Consider the following 25,714-nt stretch of genomic DNA (forward strand, 5'->3'; position numbering starts at 1 on the left):
GCGATACCCCCCTCTTTCAGCTGGCGCTGACATCTCCCCCGCAAGGGGGGAGAGGGGCCGTGCTGCACGGCTTCGATCAGAAAAGAACCGCATGGACGGGACAGGACGCATAGCTGCGCGCTCAGCGTTTTTGATGATCTGCGACTTCAATCCTTGCGCCCGTCTCCCCCCTTGTGGGGGAGATGTCTCCGCGGGAGACAGAGGGGGGTAAAACCCGAGCACTTCAGTTGCCTCAATCCTCATAGCTGTGCCCCGCCTTCAGGCCCTCGCGGACGCGGTGGGCGATCTTGAGGAATTCGGGGCTCTCGCGGATGTCCAGCGTGCGCGAGCGCGGCAGATCGCTTTCGATCACGTCGTAGATCCGGCCGGGGCGGGGGCAGAGCACGACGATCTTGGTGGAGAGATAGACCGCTTCCGGAATCGAGTGGGTGACGAAGACCACGGTCTTGTTGGTCTTTTCCCAGAGCTGATGCAGCTGGTCGTTGAGGTGGTCGCGAACGATTTCGTCCAGCGCGCCGAACGGCTCGTCCATGAGGAGAAGATCCGGCTCCACCGCGAGGGCGCGGGCAATCGAAGCGCGCTGCTGCATGCCGCCGGACAGCTGCCAGGGGTATTTCTTTTCAAAGCCGGTGAGATTGACCAGCTCCATGTTGCGCTGGATGCGCTCGCGCTGCTCGGCCCTGGACAGGCCCATGATTTCGAGGGGCAGGGCGATATTGTTTTCGATCGTGCGCCAGGGGTAGAGCGCTGCGGCCTGGAACACATAGCCATAGGCCCTGGCAAGCCGGGCCTCGTTCGGGCTCATGCCGTTGACCGAGATGGTTCCCGCGGTCGGCTGTTCCAGATCGGCGATGACGCGCAGGAGCGTGGTCTTGCCGCAGCCGGACGGGCCGATAAAAGAGACGAAATCGCCTTCCTCGATCTTCAGATCGATGTCGGACAGCGCATGCACCGGGCCGTCATTGGTCTGGAAGGTGAGCGACAGTTTTTCGATGTCGATGACAGGACGGTTCCTTCCGCCTTGCGGGGAAGGGCCAGGGCTTGGTGTATTGTCGAGGACCGTTGTGTTCACTGTATTGCCCCTAGTTCTTTTATTATCGTCTCGATGCAGCCGTCGAAATGCTCAGCCAGCGTCCCAGTCGAAAAGCGCAGTGTTCTGTACCCTGCTTCAGCAAACCATGCATCGCGTTTCAGGTCATGAGCTTTCTGTTCAACATCTTCATGACGCTCGCCATCGACTTCAATGATGAGCCTTGAAGCGTGGATCGCGAAATCCGCAACATAGGGACCAATCGGAACCTGCTTGCGGACATGAATGCCATAGGCAGTGCGGAATTCCTTCAATTTCGACCACAGTTTCTTTTCCCCTCCCGTCATAGCCCTTCGCAATTTTCTGGCCCGGTTGATGGCGGGTCTGTCTACGCGGGAAGGAGCCATGATGAATTCCTTCTCTGGGAGTTTACCCCCACCCCTAGCCCCTCCCCTCAAGGGGGAGGGGAACAGGCTACGTGCTGGAACGACGGCACAGGATCAACTCATTTCCCAGGTTATTTTTGCCCCAAGCAATTCCTTACGACGGACCAATTCCCCTCCCCCTTGAGGGGAGGGGCTAGGGGTGGGGGTATCCCCGGCAGCCAAACCCTCACACGCCGCTGGCCGGAATGCCGCTGCGTTCCACCTTGCGGGGCGCGGTCAGCTCCTTCCAGGTGGAGAGTGCCTTGGAGACAGCCGGATAGGGTTCGCGCTTGACGAACTTGCCATGGCCCTGGGCTGGCTTGATCTCGCCGTCGACCAGCGCCACGCGGCCCCGGGACAGCGTGAAGCGCGGCAGGCCCTTGACGGTCTTGCCCTCGAAGACATTGTAGTCGATGGCCGACTGCTGGCTGGAGGCCGAGATCGTCTTGGTCTTTTCCGGATCCCAGACCACAAGGTCCGCATCCGCGCCGACCAGCACCGCGCCTTTCTTTGGATAGACATTCATGATCTTGGCAATGTTGGTGGAAGTCACCGCCACGAATTCGTTCATGGTCAGGCGGCCCGTGTTCACCCCATAGGTCCACAGCATCGGCATACGGTCTTCGAGGCCCCCGGTGCCATTCGGGATCTTGGTGAAATCGCCGACGCCATAGCGCTTCTGGTCCGTGGTGAAGGCGCAATGGTCGGTGGCGACCACCTGCAGGGAGCCGCTGGCTAGCCCTGCCCACAGGCTGTCCTGATGCTGCTTGTTGCGGAAGGGAGGAGACATCACCCGGCGGGCAGCGTGGTCCCAGTCCTTGTTCATGTATTCGCTCTCGTCCAGCGTCAGGTGCTGGATCAGCGGCTCGCCATAGACGCGCTTGCCGGCCTGGCGCGCCCGGCGGATGGCCTCATGGGCTTCCTCGCAGGAGGTGTGCACCACATAAAGCGGCACGCCCGCCATGTCGGCGATCATGATGGCGCGGTTGGTGGCTTCGCCTTCCACCTGCGTCGGGCGGGAATAAGCATGGGCCTCAGGGCCGTTGTTGCCTTCGGCCAGCAGCTTGGCGGAAAGGTCCGCGACCACATCGCCATTTTCCGCATGAACCATCGGCATGGCGCCAAGCTCCGCACAGCGCTGGAACGAGGCGAACATCTCGTCGTCCTGCACCATCAGGGCGCCCTTGTAGGCCATGAAATGCTTGAAGGTGTTGATGCCCTTTTCGCGGACCACGGTCTCCATCTCGTTGAAGACCTGCTCACCCCACCAGGTGATCGCCATGTGGAAGGAATAGTCGCAATGGGCCATGGAGGACTTGTTGTCCCACATCTGCAGCGCTTCCAGCAGCGACTGGTTCGGCGAGGGCAGGGCGAAGTCGACCACCATCGTGGTGCCGCCCGCCAGCGCCGCACGGGTGCCGCTGTCGAAATTGTCGGCGGAATAGGTACCCATGAAGGGCATTTCCAGATGGGTGTGCGGATCGATGCCGCCCGGCATGATGTAGCAGCCGGTGGCGTCCAGGGTTTCGTCGCCGGAGAGGTTGGGCCCGATCTCGACAATGACACCGTTCTCGATCTTCACATCCGCTGCATAGGTCAGATCGGCTGTTACCACCGTTCCACCCTTGATCACCTTCGTTGCCATCGCTGTTCCCCTTTGTTTTCTTTTGGGAGTGCTTGTCAGCCTCCCGGTTTGTTTCAAACAACGCCTCCGACTTCCGCGCCGTCCCGGCCCTGAGCCGGGACCTCCCTTAAAACGGGATCTCTGCAGAAATGTCTTTCCAGTCCGGATTTGCCTCGTTGATTAGTTTCTCTTTCCACTCCCGCCGCCATCTCTTGAGCCTTCGCTCTCTGTGAACGGCATCCATCACCGATTCATGCAGTTCAAAATAGACCAGCGTTTTGACGTTGTACTTTTCAGTATGACTACCGCTCGTGCCGGCTCTATGCTGTTCCAACCGTATTCTCAGATCTCTTGCTGAGCCGATGTAGATTGCACCATGCGGCTTGTTGGCGAGGATGTAGACGAAATGGCTCATCGAACGATCCGCTGACGAGGTCCCGGCTCAAGGCCGGGACGGCGCGTTTCGTTGATGCAGTCCTTCACTGCGGCCTCCCTAAGTCAGTTATTCCGTTTCGTCGTGTTCCTGCAGCTGTGCTCCAAACTCCATGCCGTCCCGGCTGAAGGCCGGGACGTGCCAATCTTTTTCTCACTCCACGATCCCCGCCGTCTCCAGGACCGCATGGAACAGCACGTCCGTTCCCGCCTTGGCCCAATCTTTGGAGATCTCTTCCGCCTCGTTGTGGGAAAGACCATCGACGCAGGGGCACATGACCATGGTGGCGGGGGCGACTTTGGCGGCCCAGCAGGCGTCGTGGCCCGCGCCCGAAATGAGGTTCATGTGCGAATAGCCCAGCCGTTCGGCGGCCTTGCGGACGTTACCGACAAGCTCTTCATCGAAGGTGACCGGGTCGAAATGGCCGACCGCCTCGACGGAGCAGCCAACGCCAAGCGCTTCGCAGATCCTGGCGGCTTCCGCCTCGATCTTTGCGCGCATGCGGTCCAGTTTCTCCTGGGAGGGCGTGCGGATGTCGACGGTGAAGACGACCTTGCCCGGCAGAACGTTGCGCGAGTTGGGCGAGAAGTTTACCTGGCCAACCCCGCCGACAGCGCCCGGCTGCTCGCTCATGGCAACGTCCTGCACCATTTCCAGGATCCGGCTCATGGCGAGCCCGGCATTGACACGCATGGCCATGGGTGTGGAGCCGGTGTGGGCTTCCTTGCCGGTCAAGGTGAATTCCAGCCACCACAGGCCCTGGCAATGGGTGACGACGCCAATGTCCTTGCCTTCGGCTTCCAGGATCGGGCCCTGTTCGATGTGCAGTTCGTAATAGGCGTGCATCTTGCGGGCGCCGACGTCTTCGTCGCCCAGCCAGCCGATGCGCTCCAGCTCCTCGCCATAGGTCTTGCCCTCAAGATCCTTGCGGCCATAGCCGTATTCGAGGGTATGGACACCGGCAAAGACGCCGGAGGCGAGCATGGCGGGCGCAAAGCGCGCACCTTCCTCGTTGGCCCAGTTGGTAACGACGATCGGGTGCTTGGTCTTGATGCCGAGGTCGTTCATCGTGCGCACCACTTCCAACGCGCCGAGTACACCAAGCACGCCGTCATATTTGCCGCCGGTCGGCTGGGTGTCGAGGTGCGAGCCAACATAAACGGGCAGGGCGTCCGGATCGGTGCCGGGCCGGGTCATGAACATGGTGCCCATCTTGTCGACGCCCATGGTCAGGCCTGCGTCCTCGCACCATGTCTGGAACAGTTTGCGGCCTTCGGCGTCTTCGTCGGTGAGCGTCTGGCGGTTGCAGCCCCCCGCGATGCCGGGTCCGATCTTCGCCATCTCCATCAGGCTGTCCCACAGCCGGTCGCCGTTGATCCGAAGGTTTTCGCCCGGAGCTGCCATGCCCGCTCTCCTTGAATGTTTGTCGTGTCAAAGGTCTTGAGGAAGATGCGGCGCGGCCGCGCCAGGCGCCGCATCTCCTGTCTGTGTTTGTGTCTGGGGCAAAGGTGCCCCAGCGCCATTGTCAACCGATGGCGTGAAGCACCTTGCGCAGCTTGTCGAACAACTCGTCGATCTGCGCCTTCGAGATGATCAGCGGCGGGGAAAGGGCGATGATGTCGCCGGTGGTGCGGATCAGGATGCCGTCATCATAGGCCTTCAGGAAAGCCGAGAAGGCCCGCTTGGTCGGCTCACCCGCAATCGGTTCCAGCTCGATGGCGCCGATCAGGCCGAGGTTGCGGATATCGATCACATGCGGGCAGTCCTTGAGCGCATGCAGACCGTCTTCCCAGTACTGGGCAAGCTCGGAGGCACGGGTCAGCAGGCCTTCTTCCTCATAGGTGTCCAGTGTGCCGAGGGCCGCCGCACAGGCAATCGGATGCGCCGAGTAGGTATAGCCGTGGAACAGCTCGATCATATGCTCCGGCCCGGTCATGAACGCATCATAGATCGAGGAAGAGCAGAAGACCGCACCCATGGGAATCACACCGGAGGTGATGCCCTTGGCGGTGGTGACCAGATCCGGCGTGACGCCGAAGAAGTCGGTTGCGAACGGAGTGCCAAGACGGCCGAAGCCGGTGATGACTTCGTCGAAGATCAGAAGGATGCCGTTGTCGTCGCAGATCTTGCGCAGACGCTCCAGGTAGCCCTTCGGCGGGATCAGCACGCCGGTGGAGCCTGCAACCGGCTCGACGATGACCGCCGCGATGGTGGAGGCATCGTGCAGCTGGATGATGCGGATCAGATCCTCGACATATTCGGCGCCGTTTTCCGGAATACCGCGCGAGAAGGCGTTGCGGGAAAGATCATGGGTGTGGCGCATGTGATCCACGCCAGTGAGCATGGTGCCGAAATTCTTGCGGTTGGAGACGATGCCGCCAACGGAGATGCCGCCGAAGCCGACGCCGTGATAGCCGCGCTCGCGGCCGATCAGGCGTGTGCGGGTGCCCTGGCCGATGGCGCGCTGATAGGCGAGCGCGATCTTCAGCGCCGTGTCGACGCTTTCAGAGCCGGAGTTGGTGAAGAACACATGGTTCAGCGGGCTCGGCATCATGGCAGCGAGGCGGGCCGCCAGTTCGAAAGCCTTGGGGTGGCCCATCTGGAAAGCCGGGGCATAATCCAGTTCGGCAATCTGTTTCTGAACCGCTTCCACCACCTTCGGGCGGCTGTGGCCGGCATTGCAGCACCAAAGGCCCGCCGTGCCATCCAGCACCTGTCGGCCATCGGAAGTGGTGTAATGCATGTCCTTGGCCCCAACGAACATGCGCGGTGCCTGCTTGAACTGGCGGTTTGCCGTAAACGGCATCCAGAAAGCTTCCAGATTGTTTGTCGCGGCTGATGTCGAAGTCGACATACGTCCTCCTTGCGGCGCCGCCGGGTGCGGGCCGGATCTGCTGGTTCTTTAAAGCTCGGAAAAGCGTCCTGCCTCTGGCTGGTTTGCGAAAGATCCGGCTTTCCGGATCCGGTTTGCAAACCCTGACAGGGCGGCCATCCGGGCTGTTCCCACTGTGACATCTTCTTGGGGCTTTGGCAGTCCCTTTTGAAGTGCCGGTACATTCTCTGGAGCGGTGCCATTGTTCCGGCACCCGGGTGCTGTTTGCCAGCATCCCTTTTCTTCTTATGCCGCCCGGCGCAGACTTCCTGCGGCTGCCGGGTACTGCCCTGGCGCGCATGAAACCTGACCAAACGGTCAGGAAGACGTTATGAAGACTTGACCAAACGGTCAAGATGATAATTCAATCGGCATGCTGAAAACTTGATCATGGTACGACATTGTCCGATAAGCCCCAAACACCGACCCCGCTGCCCGCGCCCGCCACTGACCCCTCCGCCCAGACACCGCGCAGCCTTGCCCGCGCCGAAACGGAGCGCCTGATCCTGAAGGCGGCGGAGGATGTGTTTGCGGAATATGGCTTCAAGGGCGCGACTACGGGCAAGATCGCGGATAGGGCCGGCATTCCCAAGGCCAACCTGCACTATTATTTTTCCACCAAGGAAGCGCTTTACCGGCAGGTGGTGGAGAATATCTTCCAGATCTGGCTGGATGCGGCCAACACCTTTGACGATTGCGACAACCCGGAAGAGGCGCTGACCCGCTACATCAGCGCCAAGATGGATATTTCCCGCCAGCACCCCATGGGGTCCAAGGTCTGGGCCAATGAGATCCTGCACAAGGCGCCGGTCATCCAGGACTATCTGGAGACCACCCTTGGCGAGTGGACGGACACACGCATCGCCGTAATCGAGCGCTGGATCGCGGAAGGCCGCATGGCCCCGATCGATCCGCGCAGCCTGCTCTATATGATCTGGGCAACCACCCAGCACTATGCGGATTTCAATCACCAGATCCACACATTGAACAATGGCGAGCCTCTCAGCGACGCTCAGTTCGAGCGGGCGAAGGAAACCGTGGTGGCGATCATCCTTGCCGGGGTGGGCATCCGGCCCGCAGGACTTGAAACAAAGCAGAACGGGGGCCGGGCATGAGCGGCGCAAAGCGGCAGTCGAAGAAGCAGCGGCCAGATGGACTGAGCCGCATTCAGGAGATGAACAGGGCCAAGATCCTGGAGGCCGCTCTAGGGCAATTCTCGCGGTTCGGTTATTCGGGAACGACCATCGAAAAGATTGCAGGCGAAGCGGGCATGTCCAAGTCTAACCTGCTCTATTATTTCGCTTCGAAGCCTGACATTTACGAGGCGGTGCTGGAGCATATCCTGGACGTCTGGCTCGCCCCCTTGCGCATGCTCGATCCGGACCGGGACCCGGCCACGGAGCTGTCCGCCTATATCCGGCAGAAACTTCAAATGTCCGCCGAACTGCCGGAAGCCTCACGGCTTTTCGCCAACGAGGTGATGCAGGGCGCTCCGCGCATCCGGCGGGTTCTAGAAGAGGATCTGAAGGGGCTGGTGGCGGAGAAGTCGGAGGTCATCCGCCACTGGATCGCCGCGGGCAAGATCCGTGAGACTGATCCGGTGCATCTGATCTTCCTGATCTGGGCGATGACCCAGCATTACGCGGATTTCCAGACGCAGATAGAACTCCTGACCGGGCAGAACCTGAAGGATCCGGACTTCCGCAAAGGAGCGGAAGAGGCCGTGATTGCCATGGTGCTCAGCGGGGTCGGGCTTACGCCCGGCCCCGCCTGAGGGAGACTGGTATCTGATTGCCAGGTGGTGCGGCCCGGGCTTTCTTTGGGCGTGGGCTGCCTAAGAGGTTCGAGCTTCTGGCTCAGCTGCGGGCCTTAGCTCTGGGAGGCCGTTGACGGTCCCATGTCCATGGACACGGTGTCAAAGACCACTGCATCTTCGGCCTTCTTCAGCGCCATGTTCGCCGCCTGGGCATCGTTGTTCTTCAGCGCCGTGCTTGCGGTGTCGAGGCTCGAGGACAGCGTGTCATAGGGAACCACGGCAAAGGCGTAGCTGACGTTCTGATCGACCAGAACCGCTTCTTCCGCGGCCTGCTTGTGATCACCCTTCTTCAAGGCCGCGTTGGCCTTGGTCAGGTGGCCGGCGTCCTCGGGCTTCACCGAATAGGCGTCCTGAACCATGATCTGCGAGGCAAGCGGCACGTAATCCTTGTCCGCGTCTACCTTCGTGCTGGCTGCGGCCACCTTGTCGAGCTTGGTTGCATCGGCCTTGGCGGAGGTGGAGAAGGTCTGGGCCTTGGCGACCAGATCTGTTGCTGCCTTGATGTCGCCGTTATAGATGGCGATCCGGGCTGCATGCAGGGCTTCCATCGCACTGCCACCGTCGTCGGAAAGCTTCAGAAAGTCCTTTTCAAGCTTTGTGCTGTCCTTCTTGGCTGCGGCTGGCTGGGCCACCGCCACAGGTTTTGCCGCCTGTTCGCCCTGCGTTGCCGGGGCAGGTGCTGTCTTCATGGCCTCCGCGGCATAGACGGATCCCGCAGCAGTTCCTGCCAGAAGAATGGCGGCGGCAACAGGGGCAAAAATTGTCTTCGTTTTCATGATCGTATCTCCTCGGTTACGTATAACCTTCCGGCCCGGCCGTCGTTTTCGCGGCTGCCATCGTCGGAGGACAACAGGTCATGTGGGTCTGCCAATCGCAGCTGCAAGCTATTGTTCTGTTAAAGATTCTTCATGTGACATGCCTTGGTTTTGACCTCTTTGGGGCATTCAGGCAGGTTTAAGGCGACTCAGGATTACGCAAGCGGGGACACGATGGGCGGCGCAGAAGAGCAGAGCCAGGGGCCAGGATTGGGCCGGCGCCATATAGCTGTCACGGACCGCTATGCGATATCGGAGAAGGATCTGTCCGAAGACTTCATCCGCGCTTCCGGGCCGGGCGGGCAGAACGTCAACAAGGTTTCGACTGCCGTGCAGCTACGGTTCGATCTGGAGGGAAACGCGACGCTGCCTGCGGACGTGAAGGCACGGGCGGCCCGCCTGGCCGGGAGCCGGCTGACCCTTGGCGGAGAGATCCTGATTCAGGCCGACCGGTTCCGGACCCGCGAGCGCAATCGTGAGGACGCGCTGGAGAGACTGGTGGCTCTGCTGGAAAAGGCTTGCGAGCGCCCGAAACCGCGCAAGGCCACAAAGCCGACGCTTGGCTCCAAGAAGCGGCGGCTTGAATCCAAAAAGCAGCGCGGTGAAATCAAGAAGATGCGCGGCCGCTCCGGCGCAATGGACTGAAGGCTGCGCGGTCTTCTATCCCTAGCCGGTCAGACGGCTCGGGCCGGAGAATTCGATCAGATCCCACAGATTGCCATAGAGGTCCTTGAAAACGGCAACCGTACCGTAATCCGCTTCATTGGGCGGGCGGACAAACTCGATGCCCCGGTCGAGATAGCGCTGATAGTCCCGCCAGAAATCCTCGGTCTGGAGAAACAGGAACACACGCCCTCCGGCCTGATGGCCGATGAACGCTTCCTGTTCGGGTTTTGAAGCTCTGGCGAGGAGGAGAGACGCGCCGCTCTGGCCCTTGGGGCGGACGGTCACCCAGCGCTTGTCCTGCCCGGGCTGATAGGTGTCCTCAATCAGCTCGAAATCAAGCTTCTGTGTGTAGAAGGCGATGGCTTCATCATAATCTCTTACGACAAGAGACATGAGGCAGAGAGACTGGTTCATGGCGGGCCTGTCCGGCTGTGCGAAGGAGTGTCAGCATATGCTGAGTCGGGTTCAGCTTGCTTGAATAACACTGGTTTAGGTTCAGCTTCAAAGCATGTTTCACGGATAAATTTATCCGGCTAATGTTCTCCGTGAAACAGTTCTTTAGGCACTATGACAAGGCTCTCTGGAGGCGTTGTGGAAACGGTGTTGGAACAGTCCGGAATATTGAGGCTACAAGAGACTGGCGCTTTCCGATAAGCCGTAAGGCAGAAGGATCGCGATGAGGGGATGGCGTGAGATGAGCTCAAGGACGGAATTTGCCTGGAATGGGGCCTCGGCTGCGGCCCGGACCGAAGCGGTTCTGGCGCGGATGGACGGCGACCCGGCCGCCGCGTCCATCTTTACCAAGCTGCTCCCCAGTCTCGCCCGTCAGCAGGCACAGGCCGCCGCACAGATCAGCTCTACGCTTGCCGGTGCACTCGTCAGCGTCAAGGCCTTGTTCGATGTGGAGGGCGAGGTCACGACCTCCGCTGCCAAGGTCCTGGCGGACAACGCTCCTGCGGAACAGGACGCACCCTGCATTGCCCGGTTGCGTCAGGCCGGGGCGGTCTTCACCGGGCTGACGAACATGTCGGAATTCGCCTATTCCGGCATCGGTCTCAATCCTCACTACGGCACTCCTGCCAATCCGGCCTATCCGGGGTGCGCGCCGGGAGGGTCGACCAGCGGCGGAGCGGTCGCCGTGGCTCTGGATCTGTGTGACATCGCGATCGGCAGCGATACGGGCGGATCCCTGCGCATTCCGGCAGCGTTTTCTGGCATCACCGGGTTCAAGCCGACGCAGAAGAGTGTTCCGATGGACGGCGGCAATCCACTTTCGGACACGCTGGACAGCTTCGGGCCCATGGCGAAGTCTGTGGCCGCCTGCGAAATTGCCTGGCAGGTGATGGCAGGTCGCCCAACAGAGTCCTGCGCGCCTCAGATTGGACGGCTCATTGTTCCTGAGAACTTTGGCCTTGAGGATCTTGATCCCGTAGTCGCCGCCGGTTTTTCTGCTCTGAAGGAGCATTTGCGGACCGCTGGCTTTGAGATCGCTGAACGGCGGATCGAAGCCATAGAGCTGCACAAGCAGATTGCCGCCTGGCATCTGACCGCGGTGGAATCTCGCGCTCATTACGAGGACTTTTTCCAGAACCGGGCCGGGGACTTCGACCCGCGCGTTCATGCCCGTATGGCCCGCGCGGACGAGATTTCCGCAGTGACTTACCGGCAGACCCTGAACCGGCACCAGGAGTTCGTCCGCGCCTTTTCCGTGGAACTCGGACCGGATCTTCTGCTTCTGCCGACAGTGCCGGTTCTTCCGCCTTTACTTGAAGACCTTAAAGACGACGACGCCTTCAGCAGGCTTAACCTCCTGGCTTTGCGGAACCCTTCGCTTGCCAACAGCGCGGATGGCTGCAGCGTAGCGATTCCTTTCCGGCATGACGGTTTTGTTCTCAGCGCCATGCTGACCGGAGCAGGGGGCATGGACGTTCCGCTCCTTGCAGCGGCGAAGGCGGTCGAGGCGGCGGCCTCCTTCTGAGCTGGGCGTCTCCGCTTGTGCCAAAACCTTGGCGCAGCGTCAGAAGTCCAGCTATGATTCCCTATCCGCCTTTCTTCGCGGTTGTCTTGAAAGCGCACGGCATCAACAAATGGATTCCTCGTCTCTGTTTTCCGACCGGCTGAAGCCACCGGTTTTTCCCGGGCCGTTTGGGCTTGTGATCTTTGATTGTGACGGCGTTCTGATCGACAGCGAGATCATTAGTGCCCGGGTGCTGATGCAGGCGCTGAAAGATGAAGGCGTCGATGTCAACTTTGCCTATTTCAAGGCGAATTTCCTCGGCCGGAGCTTTCCGAAAGTGGCGGCCAGCGTCCGCTCTGATTTTCAGGTGCAGCTGCATGAGAGCTTTGAGGCCGATTACCGCAGGAACCTGCTCGAAGCCTTTGACCGGGAATTGAAACCTGTTCCAGGTATTTTCGACGTTCTCGGCAACCTTGGCTGTGCGGCCTGCGTTGCCACCAGCAGCTCGCCACCAAGGGCAGCGCATTCGCTCGCCTTGACGGGCCTTGCGGACTATTTTCCAGACGCGGTTTTTACCGCTTCACTGGTCCAAAACGGCAAGCCCGCGCCGGATCTTTTTCTTCATGCCGCCAAGGCGTTTGACGTTGCGCCCGAGGCCTGTCTCGTGATTGAGGACAGCTATCCCGGACTGGTTGCGGCCAAAGCTGCCGGCATGCAGGTGGCGCATTTCGTCGGCGGCAGCCATCTTGATGCGTCCGATGCCGCAAAGGCGCCGGTGACGCCGCCCGTGCCGTTTTTCAAGACCTGGGACGTATTTTTTGATATGGCCCCTCACTTGAGAAAACGAGACGCCTAACATCCGGAACCCGACCATGGCTGGAAAATCTGACAGTGAGGCACTGCGTCTCGACGAAGCGGCCCGCGCGGGCTGGCTTTATTACGTGGCCGGGAACACCCAGGATGAGATCGCACGGAAGCTCGGCGTCTCTCGCCAGTCCGCCCAGCGTCTGGTGTCTCTGGCCGTCAGCGAACGGTTGATCAAGGTGCGGCTCGACCATCCGATTGCCCGGTGCATGGAACTGGCGGAACGGATGAAAGCGAGGTTCGGTCTCGATCTTTGCGAGATCGTGCCCAGTGATCCGGCCAACCCGTCAGCCACCACCGGGCTTGCCCAGACCGCTGCGGCAGAGATGGAGCGTCACCTCAAATGCGCAGAGCCGAAGGTCATTGCCTTCGGTACGGGCCGTGCCTTGCGGGCTTCTGTCGATCAGCTTCCCTCCATGGATTGCCCCCAGCACAAGATCGTCTCGCTGCTGGGCAACATGAATTTCGATGGTTCCGCCTCAGCTTACAACGTGATCATCCGCATGGCGGACCGGGTCAATGCCAAGCATTACCCCATGCCTCTGCCCGTGTTCGCAAGATCAACTGAAGAGCGGACGCTGCTCCACAATCTGGAGCCGGTGCACAACATTCTTGACCTGACAAAGCAGGCGGATGTGACATTTGTCGGCATCGGCAACATGGACGAGACGGCGCCGCTCTACGTTGATGGCTTCATCAATCATCAGGAGCTTGAGGATCTGTGCGCAGCCGGAGCGGTGGGCGAAATCACCAGCTGGGTTTATGACCGGGATGGCCAGCTTATCAACGGTCTGACGAATGACCGGGTCGCAAGCGCTCCGCTTCTGCCAGCTATCGGACGCGCGGTGATCGGAATTGCTGCCGGTGAAATGAAGGTCAAAGCCATCCACGGGGCGCTGACCGGCAGATTGCTCAGTGGGCTGATCACCAACGAGATGACCGCCGAACGTCTTCTGGCCGTCTAGTTCGGCGGGTCTCTCGGAACTTTCTGCTAACCCGGTTCAGCCTTATTACACATTCTGGCTCAATCTGATCGCAGGTGCATTTGCCCTCTGGATGGTTTGGATCAACCACAAGCATCCAATGAAACACGAGTACCATCACCCCGATCACGCGCATTAGCTGTGTGGGATGCCGCTAACATCCGGCGGGCTGCTCTGAAGTAACTTCATTAACAGGCTGAATAAAAAAGAGGTTCCGCGATGCAGCAACGAAAGTTTGCGGCAACGTGGCAGGCTGCCTTGACGTATGGGGAGAGTTTTGTGAGTATTTGCCCGCTAGATTAGCAAATGCTCAAACAGTGATTTTCACACTGTGAGCTTTGGGAGGAAATCATGACCAAATTCGTACGCGTCCTTCTGGGCGCGACCGCATTGACGCTTGCCGTTTCACCTGCTCTCGCTGAGAAGCTGACGATTGCGACCGTGAACAACGGCGACATGATCCGCATGCAGAAGCTGACCGATGCATTCACGGCCAAGAACCCGGATATCGAGCTGGAATGGGTCACGCTGGAAGAAAACGTTCTGCGCCAGCGCGTGACCACCGACATCGCCACCAAGGGTGGCCAGTATGACATCATGACCATCGGCACCTATGAAGCGCCGATCTGGGCGAAGCAGGGCTGGCTGGTCGAGCTGGACGATTTGGGCGCCGATTACGACGCCGACGACCTGCTGCCCGCGATCCGTGGCGGCCTGACCGTCGATGGCAAGCTTTATGCCGCTCCGTTCTATGGCGAAAGCTCCATGGTCATGTACCGCAAGGACCTGATGGAGAAGGCCGGTCTGGAAATGCCGGATGCGCCGACCTGGGACTTCATCAAGAAGGCCGCTGCCGTGATGACCGACAAGGAAGCGGAAGTCTATGGCATCTGCCTGCGCGGCAAGGCCGGTTGGGGAGAGAACATGGCCTTCCTGACCGCGATGTCTAATTCCTACGGCGCCAAGTGGTTCGACATGGACTGGAAGCCCCAGTTCGATGGCGAAGCCTGGAAGGCAACCCTGACTGACTATCTCGACCTGATGACCAACTATGGTCCTCCGGGCGCCTCCAACAACGGCTTCAACGAAAACCTGTCCCTGTTCCAGACCGGCAAGTGCGGCATGTGGATCGACGCCACCGTGGCAGCATCTTTCGTAACCAATCCGAAGGACAGCACGGTCGCGGACAAGGTCGGCTTTGCACTGGCTCCGGACAAGGGCCTCGGCAAGCGCGGCAACTGGCTCTGGGCCTGGAACCTGGCCATCCCGGCAGGGTCTCAGAAGACCGAAGCTGCGAAGAAGTTCGTCGCCTGGGCAACCTCCAAGGAATACCTCGATCTGGTCGCGGAAAAGGAAGGCTGGGCGAACGTTCCTCCGGGTACCCGCACATCCCTCTACGAGAACCCGAAGTACCAGGAAGCCGCGCCCTTCGCCAAAATGACGCTGGAAAGCATCAACGCGGCTGACCCGCAGCACCCGACGGTCGATGAGGTGCCCTATGTCGGCGTGCAGTTCGTCGCGATCCCTGAATTCCAGGGCATCGGCACCGCTGTCGGTCAGGCCTTCTCGGCCGCTCTCGCCGGAAGCGTGACTGCGGATGCAGCTCTTGCAAATGCGCAGTCGATCACCGAGCGCACCATGAAAAAGGCCGGCTACATCAAGTAAGCCGCGCAGATGACTGAAGCTGGCCCGGACAGCGGGCCAGCTTCCCTTTTTCACATCTCACCAGATTGGTTGATCCCATGGCGACCGCACATTCCCGTGCCGCGGCCCGGCTCATGATCTCTCCCGCCGTGCTTCTGCTGCTTGGCTGGATGATCATTCCGCTGTCGATGACCATCTACTTCTCGTTCCTGAGCTACAATCTGCTCATGCCGGGAATGGAACAGTTCATCGGCTTCACCAATTACGAGTACTTTCTTACCGACCCTGCGTTTTTCGCGGCGCTCACCAACACGTTGCTGCTGGTGGGCGGTGTGCTCGTCATTACGATTGTCGGCGGAACGCTGCTCGCCCTGCTGCTCGATCAGCCATTCTGGGGGCAGGGGATCGTCCGCATCCTCGTCATTGCTCCGTTCTTCGTCATGCCCACGGTATCCGCGCTGGTGTGGAAGAACATGTTCATGAATCCGGTCAACGGCCTCTTTGCCTATCTCGCCAAGGCGCTCGGCCTGCAGCCTTTCGACTTTCTGGCCCATGCCCCTCTGGCGTCCATCATTCTGATCGTGGCCTGGCAGTGGCTGCCTTTCGCGACGCTCATTCTGCTGACCGCGCTCCAGTCCCTGGATCAGGAGCAGCTGGAGGCCTCCGAGATGGACGGCGCGAATTTCCTCAACCGGTTCGTCTATATCGTGCTGCCGCACATGTCCCGTGCGATCACGGTGGTAATCCTGATCCAGACCATCTTCCTGCTGTCCGTCTTCGCCGAGATCCTGGTGACGACCAACGGCGGGCCGGGAACGTCTTCGACCAACATCACCTATCTGGTTTACGCCCAGTCGCTGCTTCAGTTCGACGTGGGCGGCGGTTCCGCCGGCGGTATCGTTGCCGTCATTCTCGCCAACATTGTTGCGGTCTTCCTGATGCGGATGATCGGCAAGAACCTGGAGGCGTGAGATGGCAAGACGCGTTTCAAACCGCCGCAAGGCAGCCGTGACGCTCGCCGCCTGGGCGATCGGGATCACGATCTTTTTCCCGATCCTGTGGACCGTGCTGACGAGCTTCAAGACCGAAGCCGAGGCGATTGCCTCACCGCCGTCCTTCGTCTTCTTCGACTGGACTCTGGAGAACTACACCGAAGTCAATGAACGCTCGGACTATTTCCTGCACTTCATGAACTCGGTGATCATCTCCGTCGGCTCCACGCTGCTGGGCCTGGCCATCGCCATTCCCGCCGCCTGGTCCATGGCCTTCGTCCCGGCGAAGCGGACCAAGGACGTGCTGATGTGGATGCTGTCGACCAAGATGCTTCCACCCGTCGGCGTCCTGATCCCGATCTATCTGCTGTTCCGGGATTTTGGCCTGCTCGACACCCGTACCGGTCTGGTGATTGTCCTGACCCTGATCAACCTGCCGATCATCGTCTGGATGCTCTTCACCTACTTCAAGGAGATCCCGGGCGAGATCCTGGAAGCTTCCCGCATGGATGGGGCAGGACTCTGGCAGGAGGTGGTCCATGTGCTGACGCCGATGGCGGTGCCGGGCATTGCCTCGACCTTGCTCCTCAACATCATCCTGGCCTGGAACGAAGCCTTCTGGACCCTCAACCTGACTGCGGCCAAGGCCGCTCCGCTCACCGCCTTCATCGCGAGCTATTCCAGCCCGGAAGGCCTCTTTTACGCAAAGCTTTCTGCCGCCTCGACGCTGGCCATCGCTCCCATTCTGGTTCTCGGCTGGTTCAGCCAGAAGCAGCTGGTGCGCGGCCTGACCTTCGGCGCAGTGAAATAGGACCGGACCGATGGGCAAGATTTCCTTGAAGCAAGTCACCAAGGCCTTCGGCGATGCTGAGGTCATTCCGCCGCTGGATCTGGACATCAACGAAGGCGAGTTCGTGGTCTTCGTTGGGCCGTCCGGCTGCGGCAAGTCCACGCTGCTGCGTCTGATCGCCGGACTGGAGGACGTTTCCAGCGGCACGATCGAGATCGACGGCCGGGAGGCGACCGAAGTGCCGCCCGCGAAGCGTGGTCTGGCGATGGTGTTCCAGTCTTATGCGCTCTATCCGCATATGTCGGTGCGCAAGAACATCGCCTTTCCGCTGAAGATGGCGAAGATGGATCCGGCGGAGCAGGAACGGCGCGTCACAGCGGCCGCCAAGGTTCTGAACCTGACCGACTACCTGGACCGCCGTCCGGGGCAGTTGTCCGGCGGCCAGCGCCAGCGCGTTGCCATCGGCCGCGCCATCGTGCGCGAACCTGCGGCCTTTCTCTTCGACGAGCCGCTGTCCAACCTGGATGCCGCCTTGCGTGTCAACATGCGCCTGGAAATCTCCGAGCTGCACCAGTCGCTCGCCACCACGATGATCTATGTGACCCATGATCAGGTGGAAGCCATGACCATGGCCGACAAGATCGTCGTTCTGAGGGCAGGGCGCATCGAGCAGGTCGGCTCTCCGCTGGAGCTCTACCGCACTCCGGCCAATCAGTTCGTTGCCGGGTTCATCGGCTCACCGAAGATGAATTTCATTACTGGCGAGCAGGCTGCCCGCCACGGCGCGCATACGATAGGTATCCGCCCCGAGCATTGCCTGCTGTCCACCACGGACGGCACCTGGAAGGGCAAGGTGGGCGTGGCCGAGCATCTGGGGTCCGACACGTTTCTTTATGTGAATGTGCCGGGCACGGACCCTCTGACCGTCCGGGTTCAGGGCGAGGCAGGCGTTCGCCATGGCGACACCGTGTTCATTTCCCCGGTTGCTGAAAACCTTCACCGTTTCGATGCAAACGGGCTGACCCTTGGACAGGGGGCGGAATGATGCGGCTTGAGAATAAGGCAGCGCTTATCACCGGTGCCGCTCGCGGTATCAGCAAGGCTTTCGCCGAAGCTTACGCCCGCGAAGGGGCAAGGGTCGCCATCGCGGACATTGATCTTGATCGGGCGCGCGCAACGGCAGAGGACATCGGCAATGGCTGCATCGCGGTTCATCTGGATGTGACCCGCCAGGACAGCATTGATGCGGCGGTTGCGGAAGTGGGAACGGCTTTTGGCGGCATCGACATCCTGATCAACAATGCCGCCCTGTTCGATCTCGCTCCCATCGTCGAGATCAGCCGGGAGAGCTACGACCGGCTGTTTTCGATCAATGTGGCTGGCACCCTGTTCATGCTGCAGGCCGTGGCCAAGTCCATGATCGCGCGTGGGCAGGGTGGCAAGATCATCAATATGGCAAGCCAGGCTGGCCGCCGTGGCGAGGCACTTGTCGCCGTCTATTGCGCCACCAAAGCCGCCGTCATCAGCCTAACCCAGTCCGCCGGACTCGACCTTATAAAATACGGCATCAACGTCAATGCGATCGCGCCCGGTGTGGTCGAGGGCGAGCATTGGGAAGGTGTCGACGCGCTGTTTGCGAAATACGAGAACAGGCCGCTTGGCGAAAAGAAACGCCTTGTTGGCGAGGCCGTGCCCTTCGGGCGCATGGGAACGGCTCAGGACTTGACCGGAATGGCGGTGTTTCTCGCCAGCTCCGACGCCGACTACGTGGTCGCCCAAACCTACAACGTGGATGGCGGCAACTGGATGAGCTGACGGCGCAAACCCTCCAGGTCACCCCAAAAAATCAGAACCTGTCCGGACCGGCCCATCAATTTATCCCGGTCACGGCCCCAAAATACTACGAGGCGAAAGTGGCACGTCAACTGTCTCTCAAAACCCTTCCGGAACTCGGCAGCGCCATTGCAATACCGTCTTATGCCCGTGAAGACCTCACACCTGGCATCGTGCACATCGGTGTCGGCAACTTCCACCGGGCCCATCAGGCGGTCTATCTCGACCGGCTGTTCAACAAGGGGCTGGATCATGACTGGGCCCTGATCGGGGCAGGTGTGAAGCCGTATGACGCGGCCATGCGCGAGACGCTGGAAGCCCAGGACTGGCTGACAACCGTTGTCGAGCTGGATCCCCATGGGCTGAACGCACGGGTGACCGGGGCCATGATCGGCTTTACCGGCATTGACCCCACCGCTCTGATCAGGACCCTGATCCGGCCGGAAATCCGGATCGTGACCCTGACCATTACCGAGGGCGGATACTATGTGAACGCCAAGACCGGTGGTTTCGACGCGGGGCATCCAGATATTCAGGGGGACTTGTCCCGCACTGGCGATCCGCAAACCATCTTTGGCATTCTGATTGCCGCCCTAGCCTTGCGCAAGGACAGCGGCATTGCGCCCTTTACGGTTCTGTCCTGTGACAATCTTCCGGAGAATGGCAAGGTCGCCAAACAGGCGGTTGTTGGTCTCGCAAGGCTGCTGACGCCGGATCTCGCGGGATGGATTGAAAATGAAGTTGCTTTCCCCAGCAGCATGGTCGACTGCATCACGCCGGCCACATCCGAGCGGGAGAGGACGCTTGTGCGCGACACATTCGGCATTGCCGATGCTGCTCCGGTGGCCTGCGAGCCTTTCCGCCAGTGGGTGATGGAGGATCATTTCCCGCGCGGCCGGCCGCGTCTTGAGGAAGTTGGTGTCGAGTTCGTGGAAGACGTGGCGCCTTATGAGCTGATGAAGCTCCGGATTCTCAACGGTGGCCACGCGGCAATTGCCTATCCATCTGCGCTTCTAGGTTACACCTATGTCCATGAAGCCATGAGCGATCCGGATATCGCGGGCTGGCTCAAGGCGCTGATCCGCTCAGAGGTGATCCCGATTGTTCCAATGATTCCCGGAATTTCCTTCGAGACCTATCTGGAGACCTGTGCTGAACGCTTCGCCAATCCTGCCGTTGGCGACACGATTGCCCGGCTGTGCCTGGATGGCTCGAACCGGCAGCCGAAGTTCATCCTGCCAAGCGTTACGGATGCGCGCAGGGCCGGGAGGCCCTTGAACGGACTTGCTCTGGAGGTGGCCTTCTGGTGCCGCTATTGCGCCCTGACGGCGGATAACAGCTCGGGCATTGCTTTGGAAGATGAGCGGCGTGATCAGTTGCAGACAGCAGCCCTGTCAGCCCGCCACGATCCGGCGGCCTTTCTTGCCCTGACCGATGTCTTCGGAGATCTCGGACAGGACGAAGCCTTCTTCACGGCCTTTGCGGCCCATTTGAAGGCGCTCTGGGATGACGGCGCCCGTGCGGTTTTGAAGCGCTATCTCTCCAGTCAGACATTGATCTCCTGATTTGCTTCCTGACTGGCTTCATGCGGACAAAACGGGCACGACCTGCAATCCTTCCTCCGGAAGACCTTGCCCCGCCCAGAGCAATCCGGGCGGGGTTCTTTTGTCACGCCCGGAGAGCTCACCCAGATTTTCAGCCCTCAAAATCAGGTTTCAGGCAGGTGAGGCGGCTTTGGAAGGGGACAAACCGGGCAATTAAGGCAGGAAGTGCCTTCAAGGCCCTTGAGCTTCCCGCTGCGCGCAATATTCTGCGCGGCAACTTAAGGCCTGATGCGCTGGGGTTCGGACACCCAATGGCTCCCGCGCTCATATCCTGACGAAGGCTCTGATGTCCGTTCCAAACCGCATTCTCGATCACGCCCGTATTGACGAACTGCCGAACCCGTATTTCGGCAAGGTCCGTGATTGCTATGATCTGCCAGACAACAGCCGTATCCTGATTTCTTCGGACCGGATCTCGGCATTCGACCGGATTCTGGCCTCTATCCCGTTCAAGGGCCAGGTGCTGACCCAGACCGCCCGGTTCTGGTTCGAGAACACAGCTGATATCTGCCCGAACCATGTGATCAGCTATCCGGACCCGAACGTGGTGATCGGAAAGCGGCTGACGATCCTGCCGGTGGAAGTGGTCGTGCGCGGCTATCTGGCGGGCACCACCAGCACCTCCATCCTCACCCGTTACAAGAAGGGCGAGCGGCGGATGTACGGGTTGGATTTCCCTGATGGCATGCGGGACAACCAGGCCCTGCCGGAGCCCATCATCACCCCGACTTCCAAGGAGTTTGACGGCGGCCATGACGAGCCGCTGACGGCCGAAGAAATCGTCGGAAAGGGCATCCTGACCGCGGGCCAGTGGCAGAAAGTTTCTGACATTGCGCTGGCGCTCTTTGCCCGCGGTCAGAAAATGGCTGCAGAGCGTGGCCTAATCCTGGTCGACACCAAATATGAATTCGGAACCGATGAGGCCGGGAATATCATTCTCGCCGACGAGATCCACACGCCGGACAGTTCCCGCTTCTGGCTCGCCGATGGCTATGCCAAGGCCTTTGAAGAGGGCACTCGTCCGCCGTCCTTCGACAAGGACATCATCCGCGCCTGGGTCGACGCAAGATGCGATCCCTATCACGATCCAATTCCGGAAATCCCGGCGGATCTGATCCAGGCGACAGCGGACGTCTATGTCAGCGCCTTCGAGGCGATCACCGGTCAGACCTTTGTGCCGGACGTGACCGGGGAAACGCCTCTGGCCCGCGTTAGAGCCAATCTCGCGCCGTATTTTCCGGCGAAGTGACGCTCAATAAATCAATCTGTTTCAAATCCTTACGTAAAGACGCGAAACTGCGGCAGAAGCGTTTGGCAAGAAACCGGGGAGGGCATGGCTCTCCCTGAGAGTCTGCCAACTCGAGGCTGTTTAGGTTTTCTCCACGCCGTCCCGGCCTCGAGCCGGGACCCGCGCTAAAACCCTGGTAATTCAGTATAATGTTCAAACGAGAGATCCCGGATCTCCGCTTCGCTGCGTCCGGGACGGCGCGGTAGAGCGGTTTGTCATCGACCTCGGGGAGGGCATGCCCTTCCTTCCTCCCGCGTCAAGCTCCATCTTCGAGCCTCACCAGATGTTCTGACACTGGCTTGTCGGACCAGACCTGCACCTCGATATATTTTTCGAATTTGCGGGTGTGATAGCCCTCATAGGTCTCGTCTTTGCTGCCATCGGGCAAGCCGTAGCGCTCCACGACAGATTCAAGCTCATCCAGAAAGAAGACCTTCTCGTGATAGGGCTCCAGAGGCATGTGAGGCAGCCCGTACTCCTCGCCGAAGCGCATGGAAATGAAGCTGTCGGGATAGGTGAAGCTTGCAATTTCGCGGGGCAGTTCGCGCCAGTCCAGACTGACGGTGCCCGTATCCGGATAAAGGTCCGCAAACCAGTCGCAGGTGCCCAGAACGAAGTAGTGGGGCGACCGGCGTTCGGGTTTTCCCCCGTTTGCGGCAAAGATCTCCCTCATCCTGGCCTCGGTGCGCTGCCGGAAGTCCAGGTAGGTTCGTCCGAAGACGCGTTTGAACCCGGGATTGTTCAGGCGGCGTTTTTGAAGCGCATCAATAACCTTCGCGGCGTCCTGTTCTTCCAGATCGCCGAGATTGCGGAATGGGCGGTCCGAGCGGGAGAAATAATGCGTGATCTCGCCGGGAACAGTCATCGGCAGGATACCGCTAGAGAGCGAGACCGCAACTCGAAGAACGAGGAGGGAACGTGGTTCCGTGAGGTTTTTTGCCTCAAAAAGACTTTGTAAGATATTGAAAAATTGAAGTTCTGATCCTCCATCAACCGTCCGGAAAGATGCTTGTCAAGGCGCTGCGGTCCATGGATGATAGTCATCCACTTGGCCTCATGCCAAGCCAGGGACCTTGTTTGAAGGATCCCGCGTCCAGAAAGAACCACGGACCATAATCGCTTACGTCACAGTTGGCGCGGATGACATTGCGCGTGCAAAGAAATTTTATTCAGCGTTTCTGCCGGCGCTCGGTTACGAACTGGAGGAGGGGCCTGAAGGACTAAGTTATACGCTGCCCGTGCAGCCGGGTCAGTCCCCCGTTCTGCCTGACTTTTACGTCAAACCTCCCTTCGATGGGCGCCCGGCCACAGCGGGCAATGGTTCTATGGTTGCATTTCAGGCGCGCAATCAGAAGCAGGTGCGTGATCTTCACGCAGCGGCCCTTATCGCAGGCGGTTCCGACGAAGGGCCGCCGGGGTTTCGGGCTTCCTACGGACCCCGGTTTTATGTTTGCTACCTTCGCGATCCTCAAGGCAACAAGATCGCGCTGTTCTCCAGCAATCCGGACGAACCAGGGCGTGACGGATAACGCTGGTCAGCTGGGCACCAAAAGCCTCACCTCACATTGAGACTCGCCGTTGCCGCCCGCGCCGCATTTCCGAAAAGTCCCGTCAGCGAGTGGATCAGGCAGCGCCCTTCCTGAAGGGCAGTGCGAGCCTTGGCTTGGGGAACTTGCCGGGGGCAATCCCCTCACGCATCAGGAGGCGGCGCAGCGGCCCGACCCGGCTTGCAAGATAAAGCCCGGCGCTGCGCATGGCCTGAACAGGCAGCAGGTCCGTCAGGAGCGAGCGGTTCAGCGCATCAACGGCCGTCGTCCGGCTGGCGATATCCGTGCGCCGGTCTGCCTCATAGCGGGCAAGAAGATCTGCCGACCCCGGATCCAGATCGTGTGTCCGGGCCTCCACAAGCAGCTTGCCGAGGCTCTGCACATCGCGCAGACCAAGGTTCAGGCCCTGAGCACCAATCGGCGGGAAAACATGAGCCGTTTCCCCAATCAGGGCCAGACGTGGTCCGGAAACGCTCTTCGCGGTCAGGCCGGAGAGCGGAAAACTCTGGACATCGCCGTCCACGGTCATCTTGCCGAGGATGGAATGGGCGCGGCGTTCAAGTTCGCGCTCCAGCACTGGGCGCTCCATCGCCGTCAGACGTGCAGCCCCTTCCGGTGTCTCCACGCAGACCAGCGACGAGTTCCGGCCCTGCAGCGGCACCAGCGTGAAGGGGCCGGTTGTCTGGTGAAATTCGGTGGATGTGTCCTGGTGAGGCTGGGTGTGCGCCAGGTTCATGACCACGGCAACCTGCGGATAGGACCAGCGGTTGACGCCGATGCCTGCGGCTTCCCGCGCCAGCGAATTGCGGCCATCTGCGGCGATGCAGAGCTTCGCCGTGATCCGCTGCCCGTCTGCCGTGGTGATTCGGGCGGACAGCCCGTCAAAGTCGAATCCCGATGCCACGGTTTCGAAGAAGGTCACATCCGGTTCGGCCCGCGCGGCTTCTTCCAGGACCCGGTTCAGGTCCTTGTTGCGCAAATTATAGCCGAAGGCCTCAAGCTCCAATTCGGCACTGTCGAAGGTCACTTCCGGAGCGCGGATCAGACGGCCCGTCGCATCCACCATGCGCATGCGCATCAGCGGAGCGGAAAGAGGGGAAAGCTTGTCCCAGACACCAAGCGCGGTCAGAAAGTCGACGGAGGCCTGCAGCAGAGCGGTCGTGCGGCCATCAGCAAAGTTGACGCCAGGCGCGACAACGGCGGTCCGGTAGCCGGCCTGCGCAGCGCTCAAGGCCGCCGTGAGCCCGGAGGGACCGGCGCCGATCACCACGATATCGAAATCCCGCTCAGCCGGTGCTGCTGACGTTCCGGTTCCGGTCATGGGGCACTCCGTCTTGTTCTCTGGCCACTGGATCAGCGGCGGTTCTTTTTCAAGAATGGGCGGCCCGCGTGAAATTGCAAGACTTCCCCGCGGCAGCTGACCGTCGCTCTTGCGCGGTTCAATGCCGCAGGTCAAGGCCATTTGTCCTGATGCAGATCAATGCGGACGGGCGTATCATGCCTGTCTTATCTGCATCATCGGAAAAATGTCCGGGTCAGCCACCGTGCTGCCCCCTTTGAAGCTCATGGTCAACGCGGATCTGCAAAGAATGCTGAAGGACATGAATGTGACAGAGGCTCAGCCGAAACAGACCCTGGTTGACGCCCTGGAATCCAGCCCCCGCGGCTGGCCTCTGGTTCTGGTTTGCCTTTCCGGTCTGACGGTTACGGGCTGGCTGTATCTCGGTGCCATGATCGCGGACATGATTCCGGCCATGGACATGAGCGAGGCAGGTCCCGGCATGGGCTTGTTGAATTATTTCAACAATCTGGCGGGCCTTCCTGAAGACGTGCGGGCGGCGATCGCAGCGCTCTGCCTGCCCGAATCCGCCTCGACCTTTGGCATGCCCAAAGAGCGCTGGACCCTGGTGGATGGGCTCAAGGTCTTCACCATGTGGTTGATGATGGCCCTTGCCATGATGATCCCGACCGCCGTTCCGATGCTGCGCGCCTTCATGCGGGAGCGGGCGCCGCGGGTGAGACCCGGAAAACTGGCTGGTGAAACTCTGCTCGCCGCCGGAGGTTATCTGTTCGTCTGGACGGGATACGCCCTGGCTGCCACCTTCGTGCAATGGCTGCTGACCCTTGCAGGAGAGCTGGGGCCCATGATGGCGCCGGTGTCTTTGACACTATCCGCGAGCGTGCTTGTCGCCGCGGGGATCTATCAATTCACACCAGCCAAGCAATCCTGCCTCGTGCGCTGCTGGCATCCGCGTTTCGCCTTCACCCGCACCAGCCCGGACGGCAAGGTCCCAGGTGCTTTCCGGGAAGGCATCACCCAGGGTCTTTCCTGCCTCGGCTGTTGCTGGGCCGTGATGGCGGTCATGTTTGCTGTCGGCGTCATGAACGTGCTCTGGATTGCCTTGCTCGGCATCCTGATGGCAGTGGAGAAAAGCCTGCCAAGCCGCTGGATCTACCGCATTATCGGCGTTGTTTTCCTGTTATGGGGGACAGGACTTGGCGTCCTGATCCTGTCTTCACAGGGGTGATTT

Annotated in this window: 25 protein-coding genes; 15 read left to right on the plus strand and 10 right to left on the minus strand. The window is 60.3% G+C overall.

The annotated features are described in order from the left end of the window. Positions 1-232: 232 nt before the first annotated feature. The 6 genes from IG616_RS04540 to aptA all read right to left on the minus strand — a co-directional run bounded on the left by IG616_RS04540 (position 233) and on the right by aptA (position 6,366). A complete protein-coding gene (locus IG616_RS04540) occupies positions 233-1,000 on the minus strand; it encodes an ATP-binding cassette domain-containing protein (protein WP_192147232.1) in 768 nt (255 codons plus the stop codon). A 68-nt stretch (positions 1,001-1,068) separates the two neighbouring features. Continuing rightward, entirely contained in the window at positions 1,069-1,437 is a 369-nt protein-coding gene (locus IG616_RS04545) for an endonuclease domain-containing protein (protein ID WP_192146925.1), read from the minus strand. Positions 1,438-1,642: 205 nt separating this feature from the next. Beyond that, positions 1,643-3,100, minus strand: a complete 1,458-nt coding sequence (hydA, locus tag IG616_RS04550; protein WP_192146927.1) for a dihydropyrimidinase — start codon at positions 3,098-3,100, stop codon at positions 1,643-1,645. A gap of 106 nt (positions 3,101-3,206) precedes the next feature. Further along, the gene (locus tag IG616_RS04555) at positions 3,207-3,494 is read right to left on the minus strand and encodes a GIY-YIG nuclease family protein (RefSeq protein ID WP_192146929.1); all 288 of its coding nucleotides are present in this window, start codon (positions 3,492-3,494) and stop codon (positions 3,207-3,209) included. 171 nt (positions 3,495-3,665) lie between these two features. Next, positions 3,666-4,916 (minus strand): Zn-dependent hydrolase, encoded by a 1,251-nt coding sequence (locus IG616_RS04560; protein WP_192146931.1) that lies wholly within the window; start codon positions 4,914-4,916, stop codon positions 3,666-3,668. Between the two features lie 121 nt (positions 4,917-5,037). After that, positions 5,038-6,366 carry an omega-aminotransferase AptA gene (aptA, locus tag IG616_RS04565; RefSeq protein ID WP_192146933.1) on the minus strand — a complete coding sequence of 443 codons (1,329 nt, stop codon included), beginning with the start codon at positions 6,364-6,366 and terminating at the stop codon, positions 5,038-5,040. Positions 6,367-6,785: 419 nt separating this feature from the next. On the opposite strand from aptA, the gene IG616_RS04570 reads away from it, so the two are divergent. Both IG616_RS04570 and IG616_RS04575 read left to right on the plus strand, forming a co-directional pair. Next, positions 6,786-7,499, plus strand: a complete 714-nt coding sequence (locus IG616_RS04570) for a TetR/AcrR family transcriptional regulator (protein ID WP_246476113.1) — start codon at positions 6,786-6,788, stop codon at positions 7,497-7,499. After that, positions 7,496-8,158, plus strand: a complete 663-nt coding sequence (locus IG616_RS04575) for a TetR family transcriptional regulator C-terminal domain-containing protein (RefSeq protein ID WP_192146935.1) — start codon at positions 7,496-7,498, stop codon at positions 8,156-8,158. Before IG616_RS04570 ends, IG616_RS04575 begins: the two co-directional genes overlap by 4 nt. Before the next feature lie 95 nt (positions 8,159-8,253). Here IG616_RS04575 and IG616_RS04580 read toward each other — a convergent pair whose 3' ends face one another. Beyond that, positions 8,254-8,976, minus strand: coding sequence for a YfdX family protein (locus IG616_RS04580; RefSeq protein ID WP_192146937.1), 723 nt, complete (start codon positions 8,974-8,976; stop codon positions 8,254-8,256). Positions 8,977-9,189: 213 nt separating this feature from the next. On the opposite strand from IG616_RS04580, the gene arfB reads away from it, so the two are divergent. Further along, positions 9,190-9,660 (plus strand): alternative ribosome rescue aminoacyl-tRNA hydrolase ArfB, encoded by a 471-nt coding sequence (arfB, locus tag IG616_RS04585; RefSeq protein WP_192146939.1) that lies wholly within the window; start codon positions 9,190-9,192, stop codon positions 9,658-9,660. A gap of 21 nt (positions 9,661-9,681) precedes the next feature. Here arfB and IG616_RS04590 read toward each other — a convergent pair whose 3' ends face one another. Continuing rightward, positions 9,682-10,095 (minus strand): VOC family protein, encoded by a 414-nt coding sequence (locus IG616_RS04590; RefSeq protein ID WP_192146941.1) that lies wholly within the window; start codon positions 10,093-10,095, stop codon positions 9,682-9,684. A 280-nt stretch (positions 10,096-10,375) separates the two neighbouring features. On the opposite strand from IG616_RS04590, the gene IG616_RS04595 reads away from it, so the two are divergent. The 10 genes from IG616_RS04595 (at position 10,376) to IG616_RS04640 (ending at position 21,597) form a co-directional block, all read left to right on the plus strand. Then, on the plus strand, positions 10,376-11,659 hold the full coding sequence (locus IG616_RS04595; RefSeq protein WP_192146943.1) for an amidase family protein: 1,284 nt from the start codon (positions 10,376-10,378) through the stop codon (positions 11,657-11,659). A 109-nt stretch (positions 11,660-11,768) separates the two neighbouring features. Next, complete coding sequence (locus IG616_RS04600; protein WP_192146945.1) at positions 11,769-12,494, plus strand: HAD family hydrolase; 726 nt, start codon at positions 11,769-11,771, stop codon at positions 12,492-12,494. Between the two features lie 16 nt (positions 12,495-12,510). Then, entirely contained in the window at positions 12,511-13,467 is a 957-nt protein-coding gene (locus IG616_RS04605) for a sugar-binding transcriptional regulator (RefSeq protein ID WP_192146947.1), read from the plus strand. Between the two features lie 369 nt (positions 13,468-13,836). Continuing rightward, positions 13,837-15,150, plus strand: a complete 1,314-nt coding sequence (locus tag IG616_RS04610) for an ABC transporter substrate-binding protein (protein WP_192146949.1) — start codon at positions 13,837-13,839, stop codon at positions 15,148-15,150. Between the two features lie 77 nt (positions 15,151-15,227). Continuing rightward, positions 15,228-16,100 (plus strand): carbohydrate ABC transporter permease, encoded by an 873-nt coding sequence (locus tag IG616_RS04615; RefSeq protein ID WP_192146951.1) that lies wholly within the window; start codon positions 15,228-15,230, stop codon positions 16,098-16,100. A gap of 1 nt (position 16,101) precedes the next feature. Further along, positions 16,102-16,932 carry a carbohydrate ABC transporter permease gene (locus tag IG616_RS04620; RefSeq protein ID WP_192146953.1) on the plus strand — a complete coding sequence of 277 codons (831 nt, stop codon included), beginning with the start codon at positions 16,102-16,104 and terminating at the stop codon, positions 16,930-16,932. A gap of 10 nt (positions 16,933-16,942) precedes the next feature. Then, complete coding sequence (locus IG616_RS04625; RefSeq protein ID WP_192146954.1) at positions 16,943-17,956, plus strand: ABC transporter ATP-binding protein; 1,014 nt, start codon at positions 16,943-16,945, stop codon at positions 17,954-17,956. Continuing rightward, a complete protein-coding gene (locus tag IG616_RS04630; RefSeq protein WP_192146955.1) occupies positions 17,953-18,726 on the plus strand; it encodes an L-iditol 2-dehydrogenase in 774 nt (257 codons plus the stop codon). Before IG616_RS04625 ends, IG616_RS04630 begins: the two co-directional genes overlap by 4 nt. Before the next feature lie 98 nt (positions 18,727-18,824). Further along, complete coding sequence (locus tag IG616_RS04635) at positions 18,825-20,309, plus strand: mannitol dehydrogenase family protein (protein WP_192146956.1); 1,485 nt, start codon at positions 18,825-18,827, stop codon at positions 20,307-20,309. A gap of 325 nt (positions 20,310-20,634) precedes the next feature. After that, entirely contained in the window at positions 20,635-21,597 is a 963-nt protein-coding gene (locus IG616_RS04640) for a phosphoribosylaminoimidazolesuccinocarboxamide synthase (RefSeq protein ID WP_192146958.1), read from the plus strand. A 295-nt stretch (positions 21,598-21,892) separates the two neighbouring features. On the opposite strand, the gene IG616_RS04645 is transcribed toward IG616_RS04640, so the two are convergent. Continuing rightward, positions 21,893-22,501, minus strand: coding sequence for a hypothetical protein (locus IG616_RS04645; RefSeq protein WP_192146960.1), 609 nt, complete (start codon positions 22,499-22,501; stop codon positions 21,893-21,895). A 208-nt stretch (positions 22,502-22,709) separates the two neighbouring features. On the opposite strand from IG616_RS04645, the gene IG616_RS23330 reads away from it, so the two are divergent. After that, the gene (locus IG616_RS23330; protein ID WP_343072342.1) at positions 22,710-23,165 is read left to right on the plus strand and encodes a VOC family protein; all 456 of its coding nucleotides are present in this window, start codon (positions 22,710-22,712) and stop codon (positions 23,163-23,165) included. 94 nt (positions 23,166-23,259) lie between these two features. Here the strand turns inward: IG616_RS23330 and IG616_RS04650 are convergent, their stop codons facing one another. Continuing rightward, on the minus strand, positions 23,260-24,504 hold the full coding sequence (locus IG616_RS04650; protein ID WP_192146962.1) for a UbiH/UbiF family hydroxylase: 1,245 nt from the start codon (positions 24,502-24,504) through the stop codon (positions 23,260-23,262). 205 nt (positions 24,505-24,709) lie between these two features. On the opposite strand from IG616_RS04650, the gene IG616_RS04655 reads away from it, so the two are divergent. Beyond that, positions 24,710-25,711: a DUF2182 domain-containing protein gene (locus IG616_RS04655; RefSeq protein ID WP_209007284.1), complete on the plus strand. Its 1,002-nt coding sequence runs from the start codon at positions 24,710-24,712 to the stop codon at positions 25,709-25,711. Positions 25,712-25,714: the final 3 nt, after the last annotated feature.

Source organism: Roseibium litorale, assembly GCF_014842915.1.
In the GTDB taxonomy this organism is placed as follows: domain Bacteria; phylum Pseudomonadota; class Alphaproteobacteria; order Rhizobiales; family Stappiaceae; genus Roseibium; species Roseibium litorale.

What these genes read in the sequence shown, in the direction of transcription:
- IG616_RS04545 (WP_192146925.1), bottom strand. Translation starts at nt 1,437, where the DNA reads ATGGCTCCTTCCCGCGTAGACAGACCCGCCATCAACCGGGCCAGAAAA.
- hydA (WP_192146927.1), bottom strand. Translation starts at nt 3,100, where the DNA reads ATGGCAACGAAGGTGATCAAGGGTGGAACGGTGGTAACAGCCGATCTG.
- IG616_RS04555 (WP_192146929.1), bottom strand. Translation starts at nt 3,494, where the DNA reads ATGAGCCATTTCGTCTACATCCTCGCCAACAAGCCGCATGGTGCAATC.
- IG616_RS04560 (WP_192146931.1), bottom strand. Translation starts at nt 4,916, where the DNA reads ATGGCAGCTCCGGGCGAAAACCTTCGGATCAACGGCGACCGGCTGTGG.
- aptA (WP_192146933.1), bottom strand. Translation starts at nt 6,366, where the DNA reads ATGTCGACTTCGACATCAGCCGCGACAAACAATCTGGAAGCTTTCTGG.
- IG616_RS04575 (WP_192146935.1), top strand. Translation starts at nt 7,496, where the DNA reads ATGAGCGGCGCAAAGCGGCAGTCGAAGAAGCAGCGGCCAGATGGACTG.
- IG616_RS04580 (WP_192146937.1), bottom strand. Translation starts at nt 8,976, where the DNA reads ATGAAAACGAAGACAATTTTTGCCCCTGTTGCCGCCGCCATTCTTCTG.
- arfB (WP_192146939.1), top strand. Translation starts at nt 9,190, where the DNA reads ATGGGCGGCGCAGAAGAGCAGAGCCAGGGGCCAGGATTGGGCCGGCGC.
- IG616_RS04590 (WP_192146941.1), bottom strand. Translation starts at nt 10,095, where the DNA reads ATGAACCAGTCTCTCTGCCTCATGTCTCTTGTCGTAAGAGATTATGAT.
- IG616_RS04595 (WP_192146943.1), top strand. Translation starts at nt 10,376, where the DNA reads ATGAGCTCAAGGACGGAATTTGCCTGGAATGGGGCCTCGGCTGCGGCC.
- IG616_RS04600 (WP_192146945.1), top strand. Translation starts at nt 11,769, where the DNA reads ATGGATTCCTCGTCTCTGTTTTCCGACCGGCTGAAGCCACCGGTTTTT.
- IG616_RS04605 (WP_192146947.1), top strand. Translation starts at nt 12,511, where the DNA reads ATGGCTGGAAAATCTGACAGTGAGGCACTGCGTCTCGACGAAGCGGCC.
- IG616_RS04610 (WP_192146949.1), top strand. Translation starts at nt 13,837, where the DNA reads ATGACCAAATTCGTACGCGTCCTTCTGGGCGCGACCGCATTGACGCTT.
- IG616_RS04615 (WP_192146951.1), top strand. Translation starts at nt 15,228, where the DNA reads ATGGCGACCGCACATTCCCGTGCCGCGGCCCGGCTCATGATCTCTCCC.
- IG616_RS04620 (WP_192146953.1), top strand. Translation starts at nt 16,102, where the DNA reads ATGGCAAGACGCGTTTCAAACCGCCGCAAGGCAGCCGTGACGCTCGCC.
- IG616_RS04625 (WP_192146954.1), top strand. Translation starts at nt 16,943, where the DNA reads ATGGGCAAGATTTCCTTGAAGCAAGTCACCAAGGCCTTCGGCGATGCT.
- IG616_RS04630 (WP_192146955.1), top strand. Translation starts at nt 17,953, where the DNA reads ATGATGCGGCTTGAGAATAAGGCAGCGCTTATCACCGGTGCCGCTCGC.
- IG616_RS04640 (WP_192146958.1), top strand. Translation starts at nt 20,635, where the DNA reads ATGTCCGTTCCAAACCGCATTCTCGATCACGCCCGTATTGACGAACTG.
- IG616_RS04645 (WP_192146960.1), bottom strand. Translation starts at nt 22,501, where the DNA reads ATGACTGTTCCCGGCGAGATCACGCATTATTTCTCCCGCTCGGACCGC.
- IG616_RS04650 (WP_192146962.1), bottom strand. Translation starts at nt 24,504, where the DNA reads ATGACCGGAACCGGAACGTCAGCAGCACCGGCTGAGCGGGATTTCGAT.
- IG616_RS04655 (WP_209007284.1), top strand. Translation starts at nt 24,710, where the DNA reads ATGTCCGGGTCAGCCACCGTGCTGCCCCCTTTGAAGCTCATGGTCAAC.